Annotated in this window: 15 protein-coding genes; 8 read left to right on the forward strand and 7 right to left on the reverse strand. The window is 69.6% G+C overall.

Annotation, left to right across the window (positions count from 1 at the left end; genetic code table 11):
- Nucleotides 1-2 precede the first annotated feature (2 nt).
- From HPY32_RS31800 to HPY32_RS31810, 3 genes are all read right to left on the reverse strand, one after another.
- Complete coding sequence (locus HPY32_RS31800) at nt 3-413, reverse strand: roadblock/LC7 domain-containing protein (RefSeq protein ID WP_067578393.1); 411 nt, start codon at nt 411-413, stop codon at nt 3-5.
- Nucleotides 413-1,921 carry an ATP-binding protein gene (locus tag HPY32_RS31805; RefSeq protein WP_067584499.1) on the reverse strand — a complete coding sequence of 503 codons (1,509 nt, stop codon included), beginning with the start codon at nt 1,919-1,921 and terminating at the stop codon, nt 413-415. The genes HPY32_RS31800 and HPY32_RS31805 overlap by 1 nt, the downstream gene beginning before the upstream one ends.
- 280 nt (nt 1,922-2,201) lie before the next feature.
- Nucleotides 2,202-3,143 carry an aminoglycoside phosphotransferase family protein gene (locus HPY32_RS31810; RefSeq protein WP_067578395.1) on the reverse strand — a complete coding sequence of 314 codons (942 nt, stop codon included), beginning with the start codon at nt 3,141-3,143 and terminating at the stop codon, nt 2,202-2,204.
- A 109-nt stretch (nt 3,144-3,252) separates the two neighbouring features.
- Here HPY32_RS31810 and HPY32_RS31815 point away from each other — a divergent pair, with 109 nt between their 5' ends.
- A complete protein-coding gene (locus HPY32_RS31815; protein WP_067578397.1) occupies nt 3,253-3,636 on the forward strand; it encodes a DUF1707 domain-containing protein in 384 nt (127 codons plus the stop codon).
- Nucleotides 3,637-3,765: 129 nt separating this feature from the next.
- Here the strand turns inward: HPY32_RS31815 and HPY32_RS31820 are convergent, their stop codons facing one another.
- The 3 genes from HPY32_RS31820 to HPY32_RS31830 all read right to left on the reverse strand — a co-directional run bounded on the left by HPY32_RS31820 (nt 3,766) and on the right by HPY32_RS31830 (nt 7,169).
- Complete coding sequence (locus HPY32_RS31820; RefSeq protein WP_082870598.1) at nt 3,766-5,211, reverse strand: M1 family metallopeptidase; 1,446 nt, start codon at nt 5,209-5,211, stop codon at nt 3,766-3,768.
- Between the two features lie 172 nt (nt 5,212-5,383).
- On the reverse strand, nt 5,384-6,343 hold the full coding sequence (locus HPY32_RS31825; protein WP_067578399.1) for an electron transfer flavoprotein subunit alpha/FixB family protein: 960 nt from the start codon (nt 6,341-6,343) through the stop codon (nt 5,384-5,386).
- A gap of 40 nt (nt 6,344-6,383) precedes the next feature.
- Nucleotides 6,384-7,169 carry an electron transfer flavoprotein subunit beta/FixA family protein gene (locus tag HPY32_RS31830; protein WP_067578401.1) on the reverse strand — a complete coding sequence of 262 codons (786 nt, stop codon included), beginning with the start codon at nt 7,167-7,169 and terminating at the stop codon, nt 6,384-6,386.
- Between the two features lie 186 nt (nt 7,170-7,355).
- Between HPY32_RS31830 and HPY32_RS31835 the strand changes: the two genes are divergently transcribed.
- The 7 genes from HPY32_RS31835 (at nt 7,356) to HPY32_RS31865 (ending at nt 15,778) form a co-directional block, all read left to right on the forward strand.
- Nucleotides 7,356-8,141, forward strand: a complete 786-nt coding sequence (locus tag HPY32_RS31835; protein WP_067578404.1) for a class I SAM-dependent methyltransferase — start codon at nt 7,356-7,358, stop codon at nt 8,139-8,141.
- Complete coding sequence (locus HPY32_RS31840; protein WP_067578406.1) at nt 8,138-9,682, forward strand: 1,4-alpha-glucan branching protein domain-containing protein; 1,545 nt, start codon at nt 8,138-8,140, stop codon at nt 9,680-9,682. The genes HPY32_RS31835 and HPY32_RS31840 overlap by 4 nt, the downstream gene beginning before the upstream one ends.
- The gene (locus HPY32_RS31845) at nt 9,679-10,941 is read left to right on the forward strand and encodes a glycosyltransferase family 4 protein (RefSeq protein ID WP_067578408.1); all 1,263 of its coding nucleotides are present in this window, start codon (nt 9,679-9,681) and stop codon (nt 10,939-10,941) included. The genes HPY32_RS31840 and HPY32_RS31845 overlap by 4 nt, the downstream gene beginning before the upstream one ends.
- Nucleotides 10,942-11,240: 299 nt before the next feature.
- Entirely contained in the window at nt 11,241-12,074 is an 834-nt protein-coding gene (locus HPY32_RS31850; RefSeq protein WP_067578410.1) for a GNAT family N-acetyltransferase, read from the forward strand.
- Between the two features lie 3 nt (nt 12,075-12,077).
- On the forward strand, nt 12,078-13,091 hold the full coding sequence (locus HPY32_RS31855; protein ID WP_253949882.1) for a lysophospholipid acyltransferase family protein: 1,014 nt from the start codon (nt 12,078-12,080) through the stop codon (nt 13,089-13,091).
- Between the two features lie 180 nt (nt 13,092-13,271).
- Nucleotides 13,272-14,069 (forward strand): alpha/beta hydrolase family protein, encoded by a 798-nt coding sequence (locus HPY32_RS31860; RefSeq protein WP_067578412.1) that lies wholly within the window; start codon nt 13,272-13,274, stop codon nt 14,067-14,069.
- Between the two features lie 770 nt (nt 14,070-14,839).
- Nucleotides 14,840-15,778, forward strand: coding sequence for a cyclase family protein (locus tag HPY32_RS31865; RefSeq protein WP_067578414.1), 939 nt, complete (start codon nt 14,840-14,842; stop codon nt 15,776-15,778).
- A gap of 255 nt (nt 15,779-16,033) precedes the next feature.
- On the opposite strand, the gene HPY32_RS31870 is transcribed toward HPY32_RS31865, so the two are convergent.
- A complete protein-coding gene (locus HPY32_RS31870) occupies nt 16,034-17,398 on the reverse strand; it encodes a MauE/DoxX family redox-associated membrane protein (RefSeq protein ID WP_156673882.1) in 1,365 nt (454 codons plus the stop codon).
- Nucleotides 17,399-17,902 lie beyond the last annotated feature (504 nt).

The following is a 17,902-nucleotide window of genomic DNA, read 5'->3' on the forward strand; positions in this document are numbered from 1 at the left end:
GGTTACCGGTGGCGCGGCAGGCTGCCGAGCTCGCGGCCGACGCGGGCGGCGAGCTCGTTCATCCGGTGGGCGACCAGGCTGACATCGACATCGGTGGTGGTGGAGACGCCGATGAGCGCGCCCTCGCCCGCCGTGGTGATGAAGATCATCCCATCGTCGTACTCGGTCATGTTCTGCCGCACCGAATTCGCCGCACCGCAGAACTCGCCGAGGGCCTTGCCCAGCGAGCGCAGGCCCGACGCGGCCGCCGCGAACCGCTCGGCGTCGTCGAGGCCGATCGCACCGGAGTGCGCGATGCGCAGGCCGTCCTCGGACAACAGGACCGCGAACCGGACACCGGGAACCGTGAGGTCCTCGAGCATCCAGGCCAGCTTGTTGGAGCCGTCGGCCACGGTCGTACCGGGTGTGCTCATCAGGATGTCATCCCTTCGGTCGTTTCGTATGCCGCGGCGCGACCGCTCTGCGAACCGGTGTGCCAGGCGGCGGCGATATCGGGGCGGGGGAGTGCGGTATCGGTGCGAGGGAACGCCGGGTCGTCGGCCGCCGGGGGAGCGGTGGCGATCCGGGTGAGTCGAGCATCCGCCGACGCGATCTCGGCGCGCGACAGCGGGGTATCGGTGCGCGGCCCGCGCGACAGCGTGGACACCGCGACGGTCCGGCGGCGGCGCCGGGGTAAGCCACCGGGGGTGATCTCGTGCACGGTCGAGGTCTCCTCCGCGGGCTCGGCGGGCGCGGGCGCCGGGGCTGTCGGCGCGGGCTCGGCGGGCGCTGTCGCCGCGGCGGGCGCGGGAATCGCTGCGGGCACGACGTTCTCGGAGAGGGCGGTCTGGTCGGCGAGCAGCACCTCGGGCAGGTAGACCATGGCGCGCATGCCGCCGTAGGCGTTGGGGCCGTCGATGTAGACGGAGAATCCGTAGCGGCGGGCGAGGGCGGAGATGCCGGGGAAGCCGACGCGCGGGGCGGGCCCGAGCTGGTGGATGTCGACCACGCGCTCGCCCGCGAGCACCTGGCGCGCCTCCTCCATCTGCTCGGCGTTCATCCGCACGCCCGCGTCGTCGATGATGATCGTGACACCGTGGTGCCCCTCCTGGAAGGTGATGTCCACGAACGAGGTCGGCGGCGAGTAGCGCAGCGCGTTGTCCACCAGCGTGGCCAGCGTGTGCACCAGCGGCTCGACGGCCCGGCTGACCACCACCCGGTCGAGCTGGTGGGGCCGCACCCGGGTGAAGTCGCGGACGCGGCCGATCGCGCCGCCCACCACGTCGGTGAGGGTCTGCTGCGGCCAGCGGCGGCCCGGCAGGCCACCGCAGACGATCACGTAGGACTGCGCCTGGCGGATCATCTGCTGCACGGTGTGATCGATGCGGGTGAGGGTGGCGTAGACCTCGTCGCTGCGATGCTCGCGCAGCGCGGCGCTCACCACCTGGCCGACGTCGGCGCCGAGGCTGACCACCGAGGTGCCGAACGCGCGCACGGCCGCGCTGGTGGCCTCGCGCGAGGACGCCTCCATCTCGCGCCGGGCCGCGGCGCGGGCCTCGGCCTCGGCCCGCGAAATCGCCTCCTGCGCCTCGTAATCGGCCTCGCGGCGGGTCTGGTCGCGCACCTCGGCGGCGTACTGGCGCAGGTCGGCGGCGTAGCGCTCGGCGACGCTCTGCAACAGCTGCCCGAACCGGCTCGGGCCGCTCACGACCGGTAGTTCGGTGACCTCGTCCGCCCGGCGCACCGTCTCGGTCACGAAAGGCAGTGTGCCGCTGGCGAAGTGCTCGAGCTCCTCTTCCTGCATGCGCAGCGACCGCTCGGCGGCGTCGGCGCGGGAGCGCTGGCGCACCGCGTAGGAGGCCGCGTACAGCGCCGCTATGACGGCTGCCAGGAGAACTGCGGCGAGGATCCACGTAATCGTCACGGCGGTAGATTGATTCATCAGTTCCCTCGTCGCCGGTTGCCCGGCCGCCTCGTCCTTCCTCCACTCGCCGACCACGAGTCATCACGGCCGGATGACGCCCGAGCTGCCGGGCGCCGATTCGACCGGAGAGCAGCGGTGTGCCATCCGGGGCCTCGAAGCGGTTACCGGGCAAACGATTTGGTGGCGCGCCGACCTGGGACTGGGCATCGGCTCACCACAGCATCCGACGTCGGCACACATTAGCAGCAATCCGTTGCCGCAGCGACCGATTCGTTATCCTCGCGGACGACCTGCGGGATCAGGCCAGCGCGCGGGCGATCGCCAGATGCGTCGACGCCTGTTCGGCGTCGTCGTCGCCGAGGGCCCAGTCGATCTCCTCCACCGCGCGCAGCAGCGCCCAGCCGCGGACCCGGTCGCCGTCCACGCCGAGCAGGTCGGCGGTGCGGGCGACCACGGCGTCGGCGTGGTAGCGCGTCGGGGTGGCCTGGATCTGGATCAGCGCCAGATATCCGGCGTCGAAGGCGGCCTCGCCGAGATACGGCTGCGGGTCGATGAGCAGCCACGGTTCGCGCTCGGCGGCAACGATATTGCCCAGGTGGGTGTCGCGGTTGACGATCACCGGCGGCCCCTGCGGCACGGCCAGCACCCGGCACCAGTCGACGGCCCGCTCGCGCACCGCGGGCGGGAGCACCTCGGCGAGTTCGGGTTTCGGCCGGTCGACGAGCTCGGCCCAGGACCGCACCTGCGCGGCGAGGGTGGGCAGCGGCGGGAATCCGGCCGGGACCGCGCGCAGCGGGCGGCGCAGCCGCTGATACAGCCGCCCGGCGAGGACGAGCTTGTCGGCGTGCTCGGGACGGCCCTCCAGGTGCGGGCCGTCGGGCTGCGCGAGCAGCGGCGTGCCCGGGCGCGCCCACTCCAGCAGCATCGCCCCACTGGCGGAGTCGAATTCGTACAATCGCACCGCGCCGTCACCGGCGTAGCAGTACAGCGCGGTCGGCTCCCCGGCGTTGCCCTCGTCGATCACCGGGGCCTTGAGCACGGCGACCGATCCGTCCGCCCGCCGGACCGGCGCCACGAACGAGTGGGTGCCGCCGCTGAACGATTCCCCGATGATGTCGAGATCCCAGTCGCCGCACAGCCTCTCCACCAGCCGCGGCAACGCGTCGAGCCAGCGCTCGCCGCGTTCGTCGAAGTAGAGCCGGATGGTGTCGGCGACCTCCGGTGGCACGCTGATGGACATTCGCCCGAGCATTCCCGATCCGCCCCGGTACGGCAATCCATTTCCGGACGGAAGCAGTCCGCGACGTCTCGCGTGGGCAGATCCGGCCCGGCGGGCATACCCTGGCCGGGTGGGGAACGAGCATGTGCGGGCATCCGATGCCGACCGCGAGAAGATCGTCGAGAAGCTTCGGCTCGCGGTGGACGAGGGGCGGCTGAATCTGCACGAATTCGACGATCGGCTCCAGCAGGTCTACGCCGCCCGGACCTACGGCGAGCTGGCGCCGATCCTGTCCGACCTTCCGGCACACCGGGATTCGCGCACCCCGGACCGGGGCCGGGTGCCGACCTGGGTGTACATCATGTGGACACCCTGGGTCTTCGTCAATCTGCTGTGCGTCCTCATCTGGCTGGCCACCGGCGCCGGCTACTTCTGGCCCTTCTGGGTCGAGGTGCCCTGGGGCATGGCCCTGTGCATCCCCACCGCCATCGGCATCCTCACCAACCGCCGGTGACCACTCGGCCCCGGCCCGCTGGCCCGTATCGGCCCCGGCACGCTGGCCTGCATTGGCCCCGGCACGCTGGCCTGCATTGGCCCCGGCCCGCTGGCCTGCATTGGCCCCGGCACGCTTTTGGCCGGGGCCTCAGGCGCTGAGGCCGCCCGGATACAGGTACCGGTCCGCGGGCCGGACGGGCTGCATGAGCCAGGCGTCGAAGAAGTCGCCGAGATCGCGGCCGGAGCGCTGCTCGACGAACTGCTCGAAAGCGGGCAGCGTGTCGTTGCCATTGCGGTGGCCCTGCACCCACTCCTTGATCATGGCGAAGAACACGTCGTCGCCGACGGTGCGGCGCAGCGCGTGCAGGAACAGCTCGCCGCGGGTGTAGACGGAGGTGAATTCCCGTCCCGCGCCGGGGTTCCCGGGCGGGATGGCCCAGTGCTCGGGATGCTTCTCGTCGATCCGGGCGAGGACCTTGCGATAGATGGCGTCGGGGTCGGCGCCCTCCTTGCGCTCCGGCCACAGGAAGTCGGCGGTGTAGCTGGCGAAGCATTCGTTCATGCAGATGTCGGACCAGTGCGTGATCGACATCGAATCGCCCCACCACTGATGGGTGTTCTCGTGGACGACGACACCCAGCTTCCTCGCCCACCCGGCGTACGTCGGCCGGGACTGGGTCTCCAGGGAGAACTGGATGTCGTTGGACATGTAGGTGCCGCCCCCGGCCTCGAACGGGTAAGGGCCGTACAGGTCTTCGAGGAAGTCGAGGATCTCGGGCAGGCGCTGTTCCAGCGCGCGCCGGTCCGCCATGCCCGGGGCGAAGGCGCTGAGCAGCGGGGTGCCGTTCGCGCGGCGCTGCTCCAGGAAGGTGAACTTGTCGATCGCGATGGTGGCGAGGTAGCTGATCATCGGCGTGTTCATCCGCCAGGTGACGGTGCGATTGTCGCCGCGCACCTCGTCCTGGGTCCGGATGCCGTTGCCGACCACGTCCCACTCCACCGGCACCGTCACGTGGACGGAGTAGGTCGACTTGTCCTGCGGGGTGTCGTTGACCGGGAACCACAGCGGGGCCGCGTGCGGCTGCCCGGAGACGAACGCGCCGCCGTCGGGCGTGTAGTACCAGCCCTCGTCGGATTCGGTACGCACGCCGGAATAGTCGACGGTCACGGTGAACGGCAGCCGGGGCAGCAGCGGCAGGGCCGGGGTGATGGTGAGCTCGTGCTCGCCGTTGCGATCGAATCGGGCGGGCAGCCCGTTGACGCTGACCGCGCGCACGTCCGGCCCCTTGTAGTCGAGGTTGAATCCGGCGAGCAGCTGGGTGGCCGTCGCGCTGATCACGGCCCGCCCGGTCAGCGCGTGCGACGCCGGATCGTAGTCGAGCGTCAGATCGTAATCGCCGACGTGATACCCGCCGTTGCCGTCCAGCGGATAGTAGGGATCACCGAGGCCGGGAGAGCCCACGATCCCGAACCCGGGCGGCTCGGCGGCCGCGGTCGCGAACGGCCCGCACAGCAGTGTGACGGCGACGGCCAGGGGCAGCCCCCGGCGCACCGAGCGGGCGGCGATTCGATCGGGCTTGCGTGCGATGGACATCCGGTGCCCCCCAACTCGGCGAAACGAGACATTTCCGGATGGAATCGTAACGCGGCGGGCGGGGGCATACAGGCTGAAAAAGCAGCGCCCCCTACTGTTTTCGGGGGGCCGTGCCGAAATACAGAAGGGCCCCGGCACGCTTTCGGCCGGGGCCCTTCCAGGCTGGGCGCGTTTACCCCTTGTGGGTCTTCACGGCCTCGGTGAGCTGCGGGGCGACATTGAACAGGTCGCCCACGATGCCGAAGTCGCTGATCTCGAAGATCGGGGCTTCCTCGTCCTTGTTGACCGCGACGATGGTCTTCGAGGTCTGCATGCCCGCCCGGTGCTGGATGGCGCCGGAGATGCCCAGCGCGATGTACAGCTGCGGCGAGACGGTCTTACCGGTCTGGCCGACCTGGAACTGACCCGGGTAGTAGCCCGAGTCGACGGCGGCACGCGAGGCGCCGACCGCGGCGCCCAGCGCGTCGGCCAGCGGCTCGACGACCTTGTGGAAGTTGTCCTCGCTGCCGACGCCGCGGCCGCCGGACACCACGATGGTGGCCTCGGTGAGCTCCGGCCGGTCGCCGCCGACGATGGGCTCGCGGGCGGTCACCTTGGTGACCCCCTCCTCCTGCGCCGGAACCTCGACCGCCACCTTCTCGCCCGCGCCGGCCTGGGCCTGCGCCTCGATCGCGCCCGGGCGCACCGAGATCACCGGCACATCGCCGGTGGCCTTGGCGTCGACGGTGAACGCGCCACCGAAGATGGAGTGGGTGACCGAGCCGTCGGCCTTCACATCGATGACGTCGACCAGCAGGCCGGAGCCGACGCGGGCGGCCAGGCGCCCCGACACCTCCTTGCCCTCGGCGGTCGCGGCCACCAGAACGGCTGCCGGGGAAGCGGATTCGACCAGTCCGGCGAGCACGTCGACCTTCGGGGTCACCAGGAAGCCGTCCACCTGATCGGACTCGGCGACGTAGATCTTCTCGGCCCCGGCCGCGGCCAGGGCGTCGGCCAGCTTGTCGGCGGTGCCCGCCGCGCCGAGCACGACGGCGGCGGGGGTGCCCAGCGCGCGGGCGGCGGTGAGGAGCTCGGAGGTGACCTTCTTGGGCGCACCCTCGGCGTGCTCGACGAGCACGAGTACTTCTGCCATTTGTTCTCTCCTGAAGTCTGTTTCGGGCCTGGGGGCGGGATCAGATGATCTTCTGACCGATGAGGTACTGAGCGACCTGGTTGCCGCCCTCACCCTCGTCGACGGTCTTCTCGCCCGCCGTGCGCGGCGGCTTCGGGGTGACACCGGCGACCGCCGAGCCCGCGTTGCCCACACCGACCGTCGACGGGTCGATGCCCAGGTCGGCCAGGGTGAAGGTCTGCACTTCCTTCTTCTTGGCGGCCATGATGCCCTTGAAGGACGGGAAGCGCGGCTCGTTGATCTTCTCGGTGACCGAGACGATGGCCGGGAGGCTGGCCTCGAGCTTGAACACGCCCTCGTCGGTCTCGCGCTCGCCGGTGATCTTCTCGCCGTCGACGGCCAGCTTGCGCAGGTGGGTCAGCTGCGGGATACCCAGGTACTCAGCAATGATCGCGGGAACCGCACCCGCGCGGCCGTCGGTGGACTCGTTGCCGGCGATGACCAGCTCCACACCCTCGATCTGGCCCAGCGCACCGGCCAGGACCCACGCGGTCTGCACGGCGTCGGAGCCGTGGATCGCGTCGTCCTTGACGTGGATGGCCTTGTCGGCGCCCATGGACAGCGCCTTGCGGATGGCTTCGGTGGCACGCTCCGGACCCATCGCGAGCACGGTGACCTCGCCGCCCTGGGCCTCCTTGATCAGCAGGGCCTCTTCGACGGCACGCTCGTTGATCTCGTCCAGGATCGCGTCGGCGGCCTCCCGGTCGAGGGTGTAGTCACCGTCGGTCAGCTTGCGCTCGGACCAGGTGTCGGGAACCTGCTTGATCAGTACGACGATGTTCGGCATTGGTCTTCGTCGACCTCCTGTTCTGATGGACGTGAGGTGGGGTCGCACGATCGGGCCGTACGTCCACGAATAGCTCCTGCCGGACATTACCCTACGTTAAGTTACTCGTGGGTAACTTAGGGTGTGATGTTCTGCATGACCACTCCGGACGCCGGTGTGGTACACGCAACCGCTAACGTCGGGTGAATGAGTGAGGCCGTCTACGCCCCGTCCGCCGGGGGCTCGCCCGCGGTGGATCCGCTTCCGCTGACCGGCGAGCGGACCGTGCCGGGCATCCCGGAGGAGAACTACTGGTTCCGCCGGCACGAGATCGCCTACGCGCGACTGCTCGAGCACTGCGCGGGCCGGGTCGTGCTGGAGGCCGGTTCGGGAGAGGGCTACGGCGCCAACATGATTGCCGATGTCGCCGCCCGGGTGATCGGGCTGGACTACGACGCCGGTGCCGTCGAGCACGTCCGCGCGGCGTACCCGCGGGTGGAGATGCTGCAGGGCAATCTGGCCGAGCTGCCGCTCGACGACGCCTCGGTGGATGTCGTGGTGAACTTCCAGGTCATCGAACACCTCTGGGATCAGGCGCAATTCCTGCGCGAATGCCTGCGGGTGCTGCGGCCCGGCGGGCGGCTGCTGATCAGTACGCCCAACCGGATCACCTTCTCGCCGGGGCGCGATACCCCGTTGAACCCCTTCCACACTCGCGAGCTGAACGCGGCGGAGCTGGCGGAGCTGTTGGTGGCGGCCGGTTTTCGGGTCGAGCTGATGACCGGTGTGCATCACGGCCCGAATCTGGTTGCGCTGGACGACAAATGGGGCGGGTCGATCATCGACGCCCAGATCGAGCGGGCGTTGGCGGGCGAGCCGTGGCCGTCGGAGCTGGCCGCCGACGTGGCCGCCGTGCGCCTCGAGGACTTCGAGCTGAGCGTCGAGAACATCGACGCCAGCCTCGATCTGGTCGCCATCGCGGGGAAGCCTTGACCGGGTCGCACGCGCCCGACGCGACCCCGGTCCCGGGACAGTTCACCCTGGTCCTGCACTCGCACCTGCCGTGGCTGGCCCATCACGGCCGCTGGCCGGTCGGCGAGGAGTGGCTGTATCAATCCTGGGCCGCCTCCTACCTTCCCGTCGCCCGGGTGCTGCGAAGGCTTGCGGCGGAAGGCCGTTCGCGGCTGCTGAGCCTCGGCATCACCCCGGTGCTCGCGGCCCAGCTGGACGATCCGCACTGCCTGGCCGGGATGCATCACTGGCTGGGCAACTGGCAGCTGCGCGCCGACGAGGCCGCCCTGTCCGGCAATGCCGCGCTGGGCCGCTACGAGCACGGCCTGGCGGGCGCCGCGCTCACCGATTTCGAACAGCGCTGGCGGCACGGCGGCTCGCCGGTGTGGCGGGAGCTCATCGACGCCGGGGCCATCGAACTGCTCGGCGGTCCGCTCGCCCATCCGTTCCAGCCGCTGCTGGATCCGCGGCTGCGCGGCTTCGAACTCACCGAGGGCCTGGCCGACGCCCGGCACCGCTGGGGACACACCCCGACCGGCATCTGGGCGCCCGAGTGCGGCTTCACGCCGGGCATGGAAAACGACTATGCCGCCGCGGGTGTGACGCATTTCATGGTCGACGGTCCCGCGCTGCGCGGCGACAGCACGCTGGGCCGCCCGGTGTGGGATTCGGACGTGCTGGCGTTCGGGCGGGATCTGCAGGTCAGCTACCGGGTGTGGTCGCCGAAGTCCGGATATCCGGGGCACGGGTCCTACCGGGACTTCCACCACTACGACCACGACACCGGGCTCAAACCCGCACGGGTCACCGGCAAGAGCGTGGCCGGTCCGGACAAGGCGCCGTACGACCCGGAGCTGGCCGCGGCGGCCGTGCGCCGCGATGTCGAGGACTTCGTGCGGACCGTGCGCGAGCGGCTGATCGCCGAATCCGAGCGCATCGGGCGGCCCGCGCTGGTGGTCGCCGCCTTCGACACCGAACTGTTCGGGCACTGGTGGCACGAGGGTCCGCAGTGGCTCGAGCAGGTGCTGCGCGCGCTGCCGGAGGCCGGGGTGAGCGTCGGCACGCTCGCCGACGCCCGCGCCCGCGGCTACGTGGGAGAGCCGGTGCCGCTGGCGGATTCGTCGTGGGGCTCGGGCAAGGACTGGCGGGTGTGGGCCGGCGATCGGGTGCGGGACCTGGTCGAGCTCAACGCCGATATCGTGCGGCTGACGCTGGACACCCTGGACAAGATGCGCGCCGAGAACGGCGGCGGGGGACCGCGCGACGCGGTCGCCGATCAGCTGCTGCGCGAGGCGATCCTGGCCGTGTCCAGCGACTGGGCATTCATGGTCAGCAAGGATTCCGCCGCCGGGTACGCCCGCGACCGGGCGCACCGGCACGCCCACGCGGTCCGCGAGATCGCCGCGGCCGTCGCCGCGGGCCAACTCGCCAAAGCGCGGCAGTTGGCGGCAGGATGGTACGCGGCCGACGGACTGTTCCCCGGGCTCGATGCGCGCCGGCTCGGCTGGGAAGGACCCGCATGAAAATCTTGATGGTGTCGTGGGAGTACCCACCCGTCGTGGTCGGCGGGCTCGGCCGGCACGTGCATCACCTGGCCACCGAGCTGGCCGCCGCCGGGCACGAGGTCGTGGTGCTGGCGCGCCGCCCGATGGGCACCGACGCCGCCACCCACCCCACGCACACCTTCATCGAGGACCGGGTGCTGGTGGTCGCCGTCGCCGAGGACCCGCCGTGTTTCGACTTCGGCGAGGACATGCTGGCCTGGACGCTGGCGATGGGGCATGCGATGGTGCGCGCCGGGATCGCGCTGAGCAAGCCGGGCATCGCCGAGGGCTGGACGCCGGACGTCGTGCACGCCCACGACTGGCTGGTCGCGCATCCGGCGATCGCGCTGGCCGAGCACTACGACGTGCCGCTGGTGTCGACCATCCACGCCACCGAGGCCGGGCGGCACAGCGGGTGGGTGTCGGGGCGGGTCAACCGGCAGGTGCATTCGGTGGAGTGGTGGCTGGCCCGCGAATCCGACGCGCTCATCACGTGTTCGGCGTCCATGCAGGTCGAGGTGGAGCGGCTCTACGGCCCGGAACTGGTGCCGGTGACGGTGATCCGCAATGGAATCGATGTGGGCGCGTGGACCTTTCGCGAGCGCTCGCCGCGGCCGGGGCCGCCGCGGCTGCTGTATGTGGGGCGGCTGGAGTACGAGAAGGGCGTGCAGGACGCGATCGCCGCGCTGCCGCGCATCCGCCGCGCGCATCCGGGCGCCACGCTGACGATCGCCGGTGTCGGAACGCAATTCGACTGGCTGCGCGAGCGCGCCCGGGTGCATCGGGTGGCGCGCGCGGTGAATTTCGTTGGCAGGCTGGACCATACGGAGCTGCTCGGCTGGCTGCACGGCGCGGACGCCATCGTGCTGCCGAGCCGCTACGAGCCGTTCGGCATCGTCGCGCTCGAGGCCGCCGCCGCGGGCACCCCCCTGGTCACCTCCACCGCCGGCGGCCTGGGCGAACTGGTCGTGGACGGCGTCACCGGCGCATCCTTCGAACCCGCCGACGTCAACGGCCTGGTCGACGCCGTCTGCGCCGTCCTCGCCGACCCACTCGCCGCCCAAGACCGCGCCCACGCCGCCCGCGCCCGCCTCACCGCCGACTTCGCCTGGACCGTCGTAGCCGCCGAAACAACCCAGGTCTACCAAAGCGCCAAACGCCGCGTCCGCAACCCCCTGGCCCGCCCCGTCATCATGGAACGCCCACTGCCGGAACGGGATCCGAACAACCCGATCTGATCCCGGCCAAAAGCATGCCGGGATCAGATCGGGTTCTGCGTGCCGGGATGTCGGGTTCCACGCTCCGGACGACGGGCATGTGCCGTCCTGCCATACTCTCCCCTGATTCCGGCATGCTCTTGGCCGGAATCTTCTCTGCCCGTACTCGTTTGACATGCGGAAACCCCGGGCAAACTGGGCGAACTAGGCACGTCCGGTGGGTGAACGTTGGGTGTGACCGGTGTCTCGTTCACCGGACTGGCATCGGCCGGACACTCGGTGGTAGCCCCGGGGCCGACTGGGGCTGGCTTCATCGGGGCATGACAACAACGGCAGTGTCATATTCCGGGGCGGGGTCGGCCCGCGCGGCGGGCTCGGGGGTCGCCGGGCCGCACTATTCCTTGGTCGTCTCCTCCGATACCGAGCATCGGCTCGTGGCGCAGCGGCTGAGATATCAGGTGTTCGGCTCCGAGCCGGGGTTCAATCTCCCCGAGAGCGCGGACGGCCTGGACGCCGACCACTTCGACGAGCACTGCGATCACCTGCTGGTGCGTGACGAGCTGACCCAGCAGTTCGTCGGCTGCTATCGCATGCTGCCGCCGGACAAGGTGGCCGCGGCGGGGGGCTACTACACCGCCACCGAATTCGACCTCACCGCCATGGATCCCGCGGGGCAGCGCATCGTCGAGATGGGCCGCGCCTGCGTGGTGCCCGATCACCGCAACGGATCGGTGTTGACGCTGATGTGGGCGGGCATCCTGCACTACATCCAGCTCACCGGCTACGACTGGGTGATGGGCTGCGTCTCGGTGCCCATGCGGGATGCTCCGGGCGACCCGGTCGGCGTGAACGTGCGCGGCGTGCGAGACCTGTTGCTGAGCAAGCACTCCGGCGATCCGGAGCGCCGGGTGCGCCCGCTGCGCCCGGTGGTGGTCGACGGCCGCACCCTCGACGAACTGGAACCCCCGGCGCGGCCGAAGCTGCCGCCGCTGCTGCGCGGCTACCTGCGCCTGGGCGCGGAGATCTGCGGCGAGCCCGCGCACGATCCGGATTTCGGCGTGGCCGATTTCGTCGCGCTGCTGGGCCTGGACACCATCAACACCCGCTACCTGGAGCGCCTACAGAGCGCCGCGAACACCTTCGACGGACGGTAACCCATGCCCGCCCTCCTGACGACCGGATCATCGGCCCTGTCCTGTCCCCCGGCCGCACCCGCACACGCCTGGATGCCCTCGAGCCCCTGCGGCCCCACCTGCGTCGACATCACTCCCTCGGCAGGCCCTGCCCGCGCCGCCACCCGCATCCTGACCGTCCTTACCGTCTTACTCGCCTTCCCCGCCATCAACCTCGTGACCCCACCCCCACTGCGCCCCCACCTCCACCGCCGCTACGCCCGAATCGTCCTGCGCGCCTGCGGCCTCCGCCTGCGCATCATCGACCGCCGCGGCGAATCGAACGGAAAAGCCCTGCCCGACAACGCCGTTCAAACTTCCGACGAGGCGAAGGCGCCGACGGGCGATGTCACCGCGGCGCGGGCGGCCGGTGAGGGGCTGCTCGTGGTTGCGGGGCATGTGGGGTGGACGGATGTGCTTGCGCTGGCGGCGGTTTCGCCGATGGGGTTCGTGGCGCGGGGAGATCTCGTCGACTGGCCGGTTCTCGGTGGGCTGGCGCGGTTGATGCGGGTGATTCCCATCGAACGGGAGCGGTTGCGGCAGTTGCCCGGGGTGGTCGGTGCGGTTGCGGGGCGGCTGGCGGCGGGGGAGCGGGTCGGGGTGTTTCCCGAGGGCACCACCTGGTGCGGGCGCGCCCACGGTCGCCTGCGGCCCGCCCTGTTCCAGGCCGCGGTCGACGCCGGTGCGGCCGTGCAGCCGGTGCGGATTCGCTACCTGGACCGTCACGGCGAGCTGTCGACCGTGCCCGGCTTCGTCGGACTGGACACCTTCGTGGATTCGGCCAAGCGCGTGCTGCGGTCCAAGGGCGTGGTAGCCGAGGTCGTGCTGCTTCCCGTCGAGCCGCCCGGCACGGACCGGCACGAGCTGGCCCGCCGCTGCGAACGGGCGCTGCGCGGCGCGGAGGTCGTCGACATCGATGCCCACGCCACCGCCGTCGGCACCGGCCCGACCCGCGAGATCGTCCCCGACCCCGCGAAGGATCCGGCCCCGGCCGCGTAAACCGCTCTACCCCATACGAAGTCGCAGGGCGGGGGACGTAACTTCCATCGTGGCCGACCGAACGGCAGCGCTCGACAACCCGCTGGGCTGGCTGCACGAGCAGTCCCGGTCGCGCCGCACTGTTTTCGCTTGTGGCGTAAACCAATTCCCTGCACGCGGTCACAGATTTACGGTGACCGCATGAACTCACCGATCACGGGGACGGCCGCTGGCGTGCCGTTCACCGCGCTGCCGCCGTCCGACGACGGCGTCGCCCCGCTGATTGTCACCTGGCACATGTTGGACGCGCCGAGGTCGGACGCCGCGTTCGCTGCCGCGTTGCCAATGAACGACCTGCCTGCGTGGCGGGTCCACCTCGGCATGCCGATGTGCGGGGCGCGCATGGTCGACGGCAGCACGGACGCCATCGTGGAGTTATTCAGCAAGGACCCCTTGATGTCTTTTCTGTACCCGTTCGTCCGACAGGCGACCGAGGAGTTCCCAGCCGCGCTGGAGTCGATCCGCGCACAGTTGCCGGTCGACGACGGCCCGATCGGTGTACTCGGCGGCTCGCTGGGCGGAGCCGTCGCACTGCAGATCCTCACCGCCACCGAGATACCGATCTTCGCTGGCGCTATCGTGAACGCCGCCATCCGGATGCGGTCCGTCGTCGATCTGTTTCCGGGCGACTACCCTTATGACGCCGAGTCCGAGACGATCGTCGACAACCTGGACTTCATCCCCGAAGCGGAGAACATCGCCAGTCGCGCACCACTGCTGGTCGTCAGCGGCGAGCTGGACCACCAAGCGCTCCGCGCTGACGCGCTGCGCCTCGTGGACGCAATGGGAGAACGGTCCGAACTGCTGTCGATCCCCGGATTGGCGCATCCGCTCGCCGACGAGCCCGGCATCGAGCCCGCACCGCAGCTGCCCCCGGCCCGCGCGGTGGACTCCGGCCTGACCGCGTGGTTCCGACGCCACATCGCGGAGGCGGGCTAGGCGATACCGCCGAGCAGGCCGTTCCGAGCGCCTCGTCGGTGTCGTTGTCCGCCACGCAGAAGGAGTAACCGACGCCAGTGTCGAGACGACTGATCTGCCGCTCGATGTATGCGAGGGCATCCTCGCAGCCGGGCCGCCAGACCCACACCACCCCGCAGGAACCCCGGCGAGACATCAATAAGCCGGTCCACTCACGCGGCACCTGCGAACCCGGCGCGTGCATAGATCACCTTCCCGGTCCGTCAACGCATGTTCCGGACTCGACAGCAGCTTCCCGGAGGTGTCTTCGTCGCGACACCCCTTCCGGATGGGACCGATCCCGGCCTCGGAACGAGAGCAGACCAGACGCTGCGAGATCACCAAGCCGGGGATCATCATGCCCAAACGCACACCCGTCAGACGCACTCAATTCGGCTCCGGATGTTCTGCGGCGCAGAGCATCCCACCCAGCTGAACGCCCGCGCAGCGGCATGAGCGGAAACTTTGCCAACTGAAGCTAGCTGCGGGATCGAGGTCTCGAACCAACCGATCGTTCTCCACGAACTCTGGAACCGTCCCGAGTTCGGGGCACTTTGGTCTACTTCCGCCGAACCATGCAGGGTGAAACACGATTCGAACACCAGCACCACCGAATGTCAGGCAGAGCCAGCGATTTACAGTTCCGGCCCGCTGATCTACTGTCATGTCGGTTCAGCGGCCTTGGCATGTCAAAGGATGCCTCGAACCGCATGATCGGAGGAGATGAGGCTGGGATGACGGCAGGTCGACCGATGCCCACACAGGACGACGTTCTCGGGTACTTCAACACGCTGTCGAACTGGGGACGGTGGGGCGACGACGACGAACTCGGCACTCTGAACCACATCACCGATGAGGTCCGGCTGGCGGCGGCGCGGGCCGTGCGCCACGGCAGGAGCGTGTCCTGTGGGTGGGAGGTTGCCGTGCCGGAGGAGATGGAGCGGTCGACGACGACGTGCCCGTGCTACGCCGATATGCCGGGAGTCGAGAACATGCCGCTGCCGGGATTCCGCAACGACAGGCACTGGGGCTATTCGAACGAGCGGCTCGGAATCCTGTTCCACGGCAACACCATCACCCACGTCGACTCGCCGTGCCACATCTTCTGGGACGGCACGATGTACAACGGGCGGCCGCACTCATTGGTCGACGCCGCGACTGGATCGGCGTGGGCGGCCGTCACGGCGGCGGCGAACGGGATCATCACGCGTGGTGTCCTGCTGGACGTTGCGAAGGTCCGCGAGGTGTCGTGGTTGGAACCGGGGCAGGGTGTGTATCCCGACGATCTCGAGGAGGCCGAGCGTCGCCAAGGGGTGCGGGTGCGATCCGGCGATGCGGTACTCCTGCGGACCGGCTATGGTCGCGTCCGGCACGAAGCAGGTGTGACCAGCGGTTTCACGCAGGCCGGCTGGCACGCGTCCTGCCTGCCGTGGCTGCACGAGCGGGAGGTCGCGCTGATCGGCGCCGACACCCCTCAAGATGTTCAGCCGTCGGGGTACGAGGACATGGCGATGCCGGTTCATACCGTGGGCCTCGTCGCGATGGGTCTGTGGCTGCTCGACAACTGCGACCTGGAGGTGTGCGCGACCACGGCTGCCGAGCTCGACCAGTGGGACTTCCACATCGCAGTCGCGCCGGTCCGCTTCGCCGGGACGTCCGGCAGCCCGGTCAACCCAATCGCCACATTCTGACCGACGGCATCGATGCGGCCGAGGTGATCGGCGACTCCTTCGGACCCGATAACTCCAAGCAACACAGCGATACACTGCGGCTGCCCGAGATGATCTGTGCCCGTTGATCTTCGAGACTGCCGCGTGGGCCGCTTCGGACTGCCCGCCCAGCGGCATTATGGTGCGTTCGTCGCAGGTGAACTACGACAGGTTTCACGTCCGTCGCTCCCGCCGGTTCACTCGGCGCAGTGGAGGGGAGCACCTGGTCGCTGGGTCTCAATGGGCTGACGGTGTCACCTCGGCACTGCCACGGGCGTACCCGGCCAGTTCGAGTACGGCGGCCGCGCCCGCTGCGACCTCGGAAGCGATTTTGCCCGACGAATCCACGAGGATCGCCATCGGCGTGCCGGAGATTCCGAAACCTGTTCCGACGGTATTGGTGTCATCGAGAAGTATCGGTGCGCGAAGCCCCATCGCCCGGTTCTCGGTGTCGTCACCCGTTGAGATCACCAGGAGCGTCGGCTCGTCCAATGCGGCGTCGCGTTCCCGAAGCGCTGGAAGCATGTCCGCGCAGAAACCACAGCCGGGATCCCAGAACAGCAGCAGCGTCGCCCGGCCGCGGAACTCCGCGAGGCTCGTCGGGCGGCCGCTCAGGTCCGGCAGGGTGAAGTCCGGAGCGGTTTCGCCGACCGGCACGATCGGCGTGGGCGACAACGGGATCGCCGAGTCGGCTGCCAGTTTCGCGATCTCCTCGCCACCGCACACGGGGGCCGACATGGTCAGGTCGGGCCGCACGACGACCGCGCACGGCGTGCCATGAACCCCGAATGCGTCGGATACCTCGTGCTCGCGCTGTACCAGCACCGGTTGCCCGTCGGCTTCTGGTGCGCCGGAACTGATCACGGTGATGGTCAACCTGTCCAGGTACTCCCGTCGCCAGCGGGTGATGTCGGGTTCGAGCGCCGCGCACGAGCCACATGCCGGATCGGAGAAGATGAGCAGCACCGGTTGGCCGCGGGCGAGTAGATCGTCGAGTGTCACCGTCGCGCCGGTGAGGTCGGGAAGCGCGAAGGCGGGGGCCATCCGGGGCGATTCGGTTGCGGGCTTCAGCGTGTCCCGCAGCTGCATCAGGAGGCGGCAGCCGAACGCCAGCAGGGCTACCGCGACGGCTGTGAGGCCGAGCTGGACGATGTCCACTGCGGTCTCGGATGCCAGCCAGCCGGTGAGGTCGCCGCCCGCATCATGCTGTCCGACAAGGACGATGGTTGCGGCCATCCCGGTGAGCAGCAGGTTACGTACGATCGTGGTCGGCCCGATGGGTTCGGTGGAGGCATGGCCGAAGCAGTGGCAGCTCGGCGTGTGCCCGCGCGCCACGTGGTAGCCGACCGCTGTGGTGAAAGCCAGCAGCAGAGCCACCGCGGCGAGCGCCCCGAACCATGCCGAGGCGGCGGGTATCAGTAGCCCGGCGGTGACGAGCTCGAGCACGGGCAGGAGCAGAGCGAACGGCCGGGCCAGCGGTGCGGGAACTCCGAAGTCCAGCATCGCCCGGCGCGATCGCATCCGGTCGGCCAGCTTGGCCAACCCGGACCAGATGAGTATCACCACGAGCAGGATTCGGATGATGAGCAGGATGACGCTCACGAACACAACCTCACTTGTTCGGTAGTCACGACCGCACACATATTCCGTTGCGGCAGATCGGGAAGTTCGGGTCGGTGCACGCTCCGGCGCCGCACAGGGGGCCACACCGGCCGTTCTGGCCGCAACCCATCCCGGGCGCGCAGCACTTGCCGTGGCAACATGTTTCCCCGGCCGGACAGCAACCCCCGCCTTGGCAGCAGGTCGAACCGGATTGACAGCATCCGCCGTTGCAGCAGATCGCACCGGGTAGACAGCATTTGCCGCCGCAGCACACCTCGTCCGGCGAACAGCATGCCTGGCCGCAACACCGGGTGCCCGGATCGCAGCACCCACCGGCGCAGCACGTCTGATCCGACCCGCAGCAGTAGTCTCCGCAGCACCGGCTGCCGACAGCACAGCAGTAATCTCCGCAGCAGACCTTTCCCGCCTGACAACACCCGTCGCCGCAGGTGGTGCCGCACGTCCTGCCGCAGCAGGTGGAACCTGCGTAGCAGCAGTAGTCAC

It is taken from the genome of Nocardia terpenica (genome assembly GCF_013186535.1).
Lineage (GTDB): Bacteria > Actinomycetota > Actinomycetes > Mycobacteriales > Mycobacteriaceae > Nocardia > Nocardia terpenica.

What these genes read in the sequence shown, in the direction of transcription:
- HPY32_RS31855 (WP_253949882.1), top strand. Translation starts at nt 12,078, where the DNA reads ATGCCCGCCCTCCTGACGACCGGATCATCGGCCCTGTCCTGTCCCCCG.
- HPY32_RS31860 (WP_067578412.1), top strand. Translation starts at nt 13,272, where the DNA reads ATGAACTCACCGATCACGGGGACGGCCGCTGGCGTGCCGTTCACCGCG.
- HPY32_RS31850 (WP_067578410.1), top strand. Translation starts at nt 11,241, where the DNA reads ATGACAACAACGGCAGTGTCATATTCCGGGGCGGGGTCGGCCCGCGCG.
- HPY32_RS31800 (WP_067578393.1), bottom strand. Translation starts at nt 413, where the DNA reads ATGAGCACACCCGGTACGACCGTGGCCGACGGCTCCAACAAGCTGGCC.
- HPY32_RS31835 (WP_067578404.1), top strand. Translation starts at nt 7,356, where the DNA reads ATGAGTGAGGCCGTCTACGCCCCGTCCGCCGGGGGCTCGCCCGCGGTG.
- HPY32_RS31830 (WP_067578401.1), bottom strand. Translation starts at nt 7,169, where the DNA reads ATGCCGAACATCGTCGTACTGATCAAGCAGGTTCCCGACACCTGGTCC.
- HPY32_RS31810 (WP_067578395.1), bottom strand. Translation starts at nt 3,143, where the DNA reads ATGTCCATCAGCGTGCCACCGGAGGTCGCCGACACCATCCGGCTCTAC.
- HPY32_RS31820 (WP_082870598.1), bottom strand. Translation starts at nt 5,211, where the DNA reads ATGTCCATCGCACGCAAGCCCGATCGAATCGCCGCCCGCTCGGTGCGC.
- HPY32_RS31865 (WP_067578414.1), top strand. Translation starts at nt 14,840, where the DNA reads ATGCCCACACAGGACGACGTTCTCGGGTACTTCAACACGCTGTCGAAC.
- HPY32_RS31845 (WP_067578408.1), top strand. Translation starts at nt 9,679, where the DNA reads ATGAAAATCTTGATGGTGTCGTGGGAGTACCCACCCGTCGTGGTCGGC.
- HPY32_RS31825 (WP_067578399.1), bottom strand. Translation starts at nt 6,343, where the DNA reads ATGGCAGAAGTACTCGTGCTCGTCGAGCACGCCGAGGGTGCGCCCAAG.
- HPY32_RS31805 (WP_067584499.1), bottom strand. Translation starts at nt 1,921, where the DNA reads ATGAATCAATCTACCGCCGTGACGATTACGTGGATCCTCGCCGCAGTT.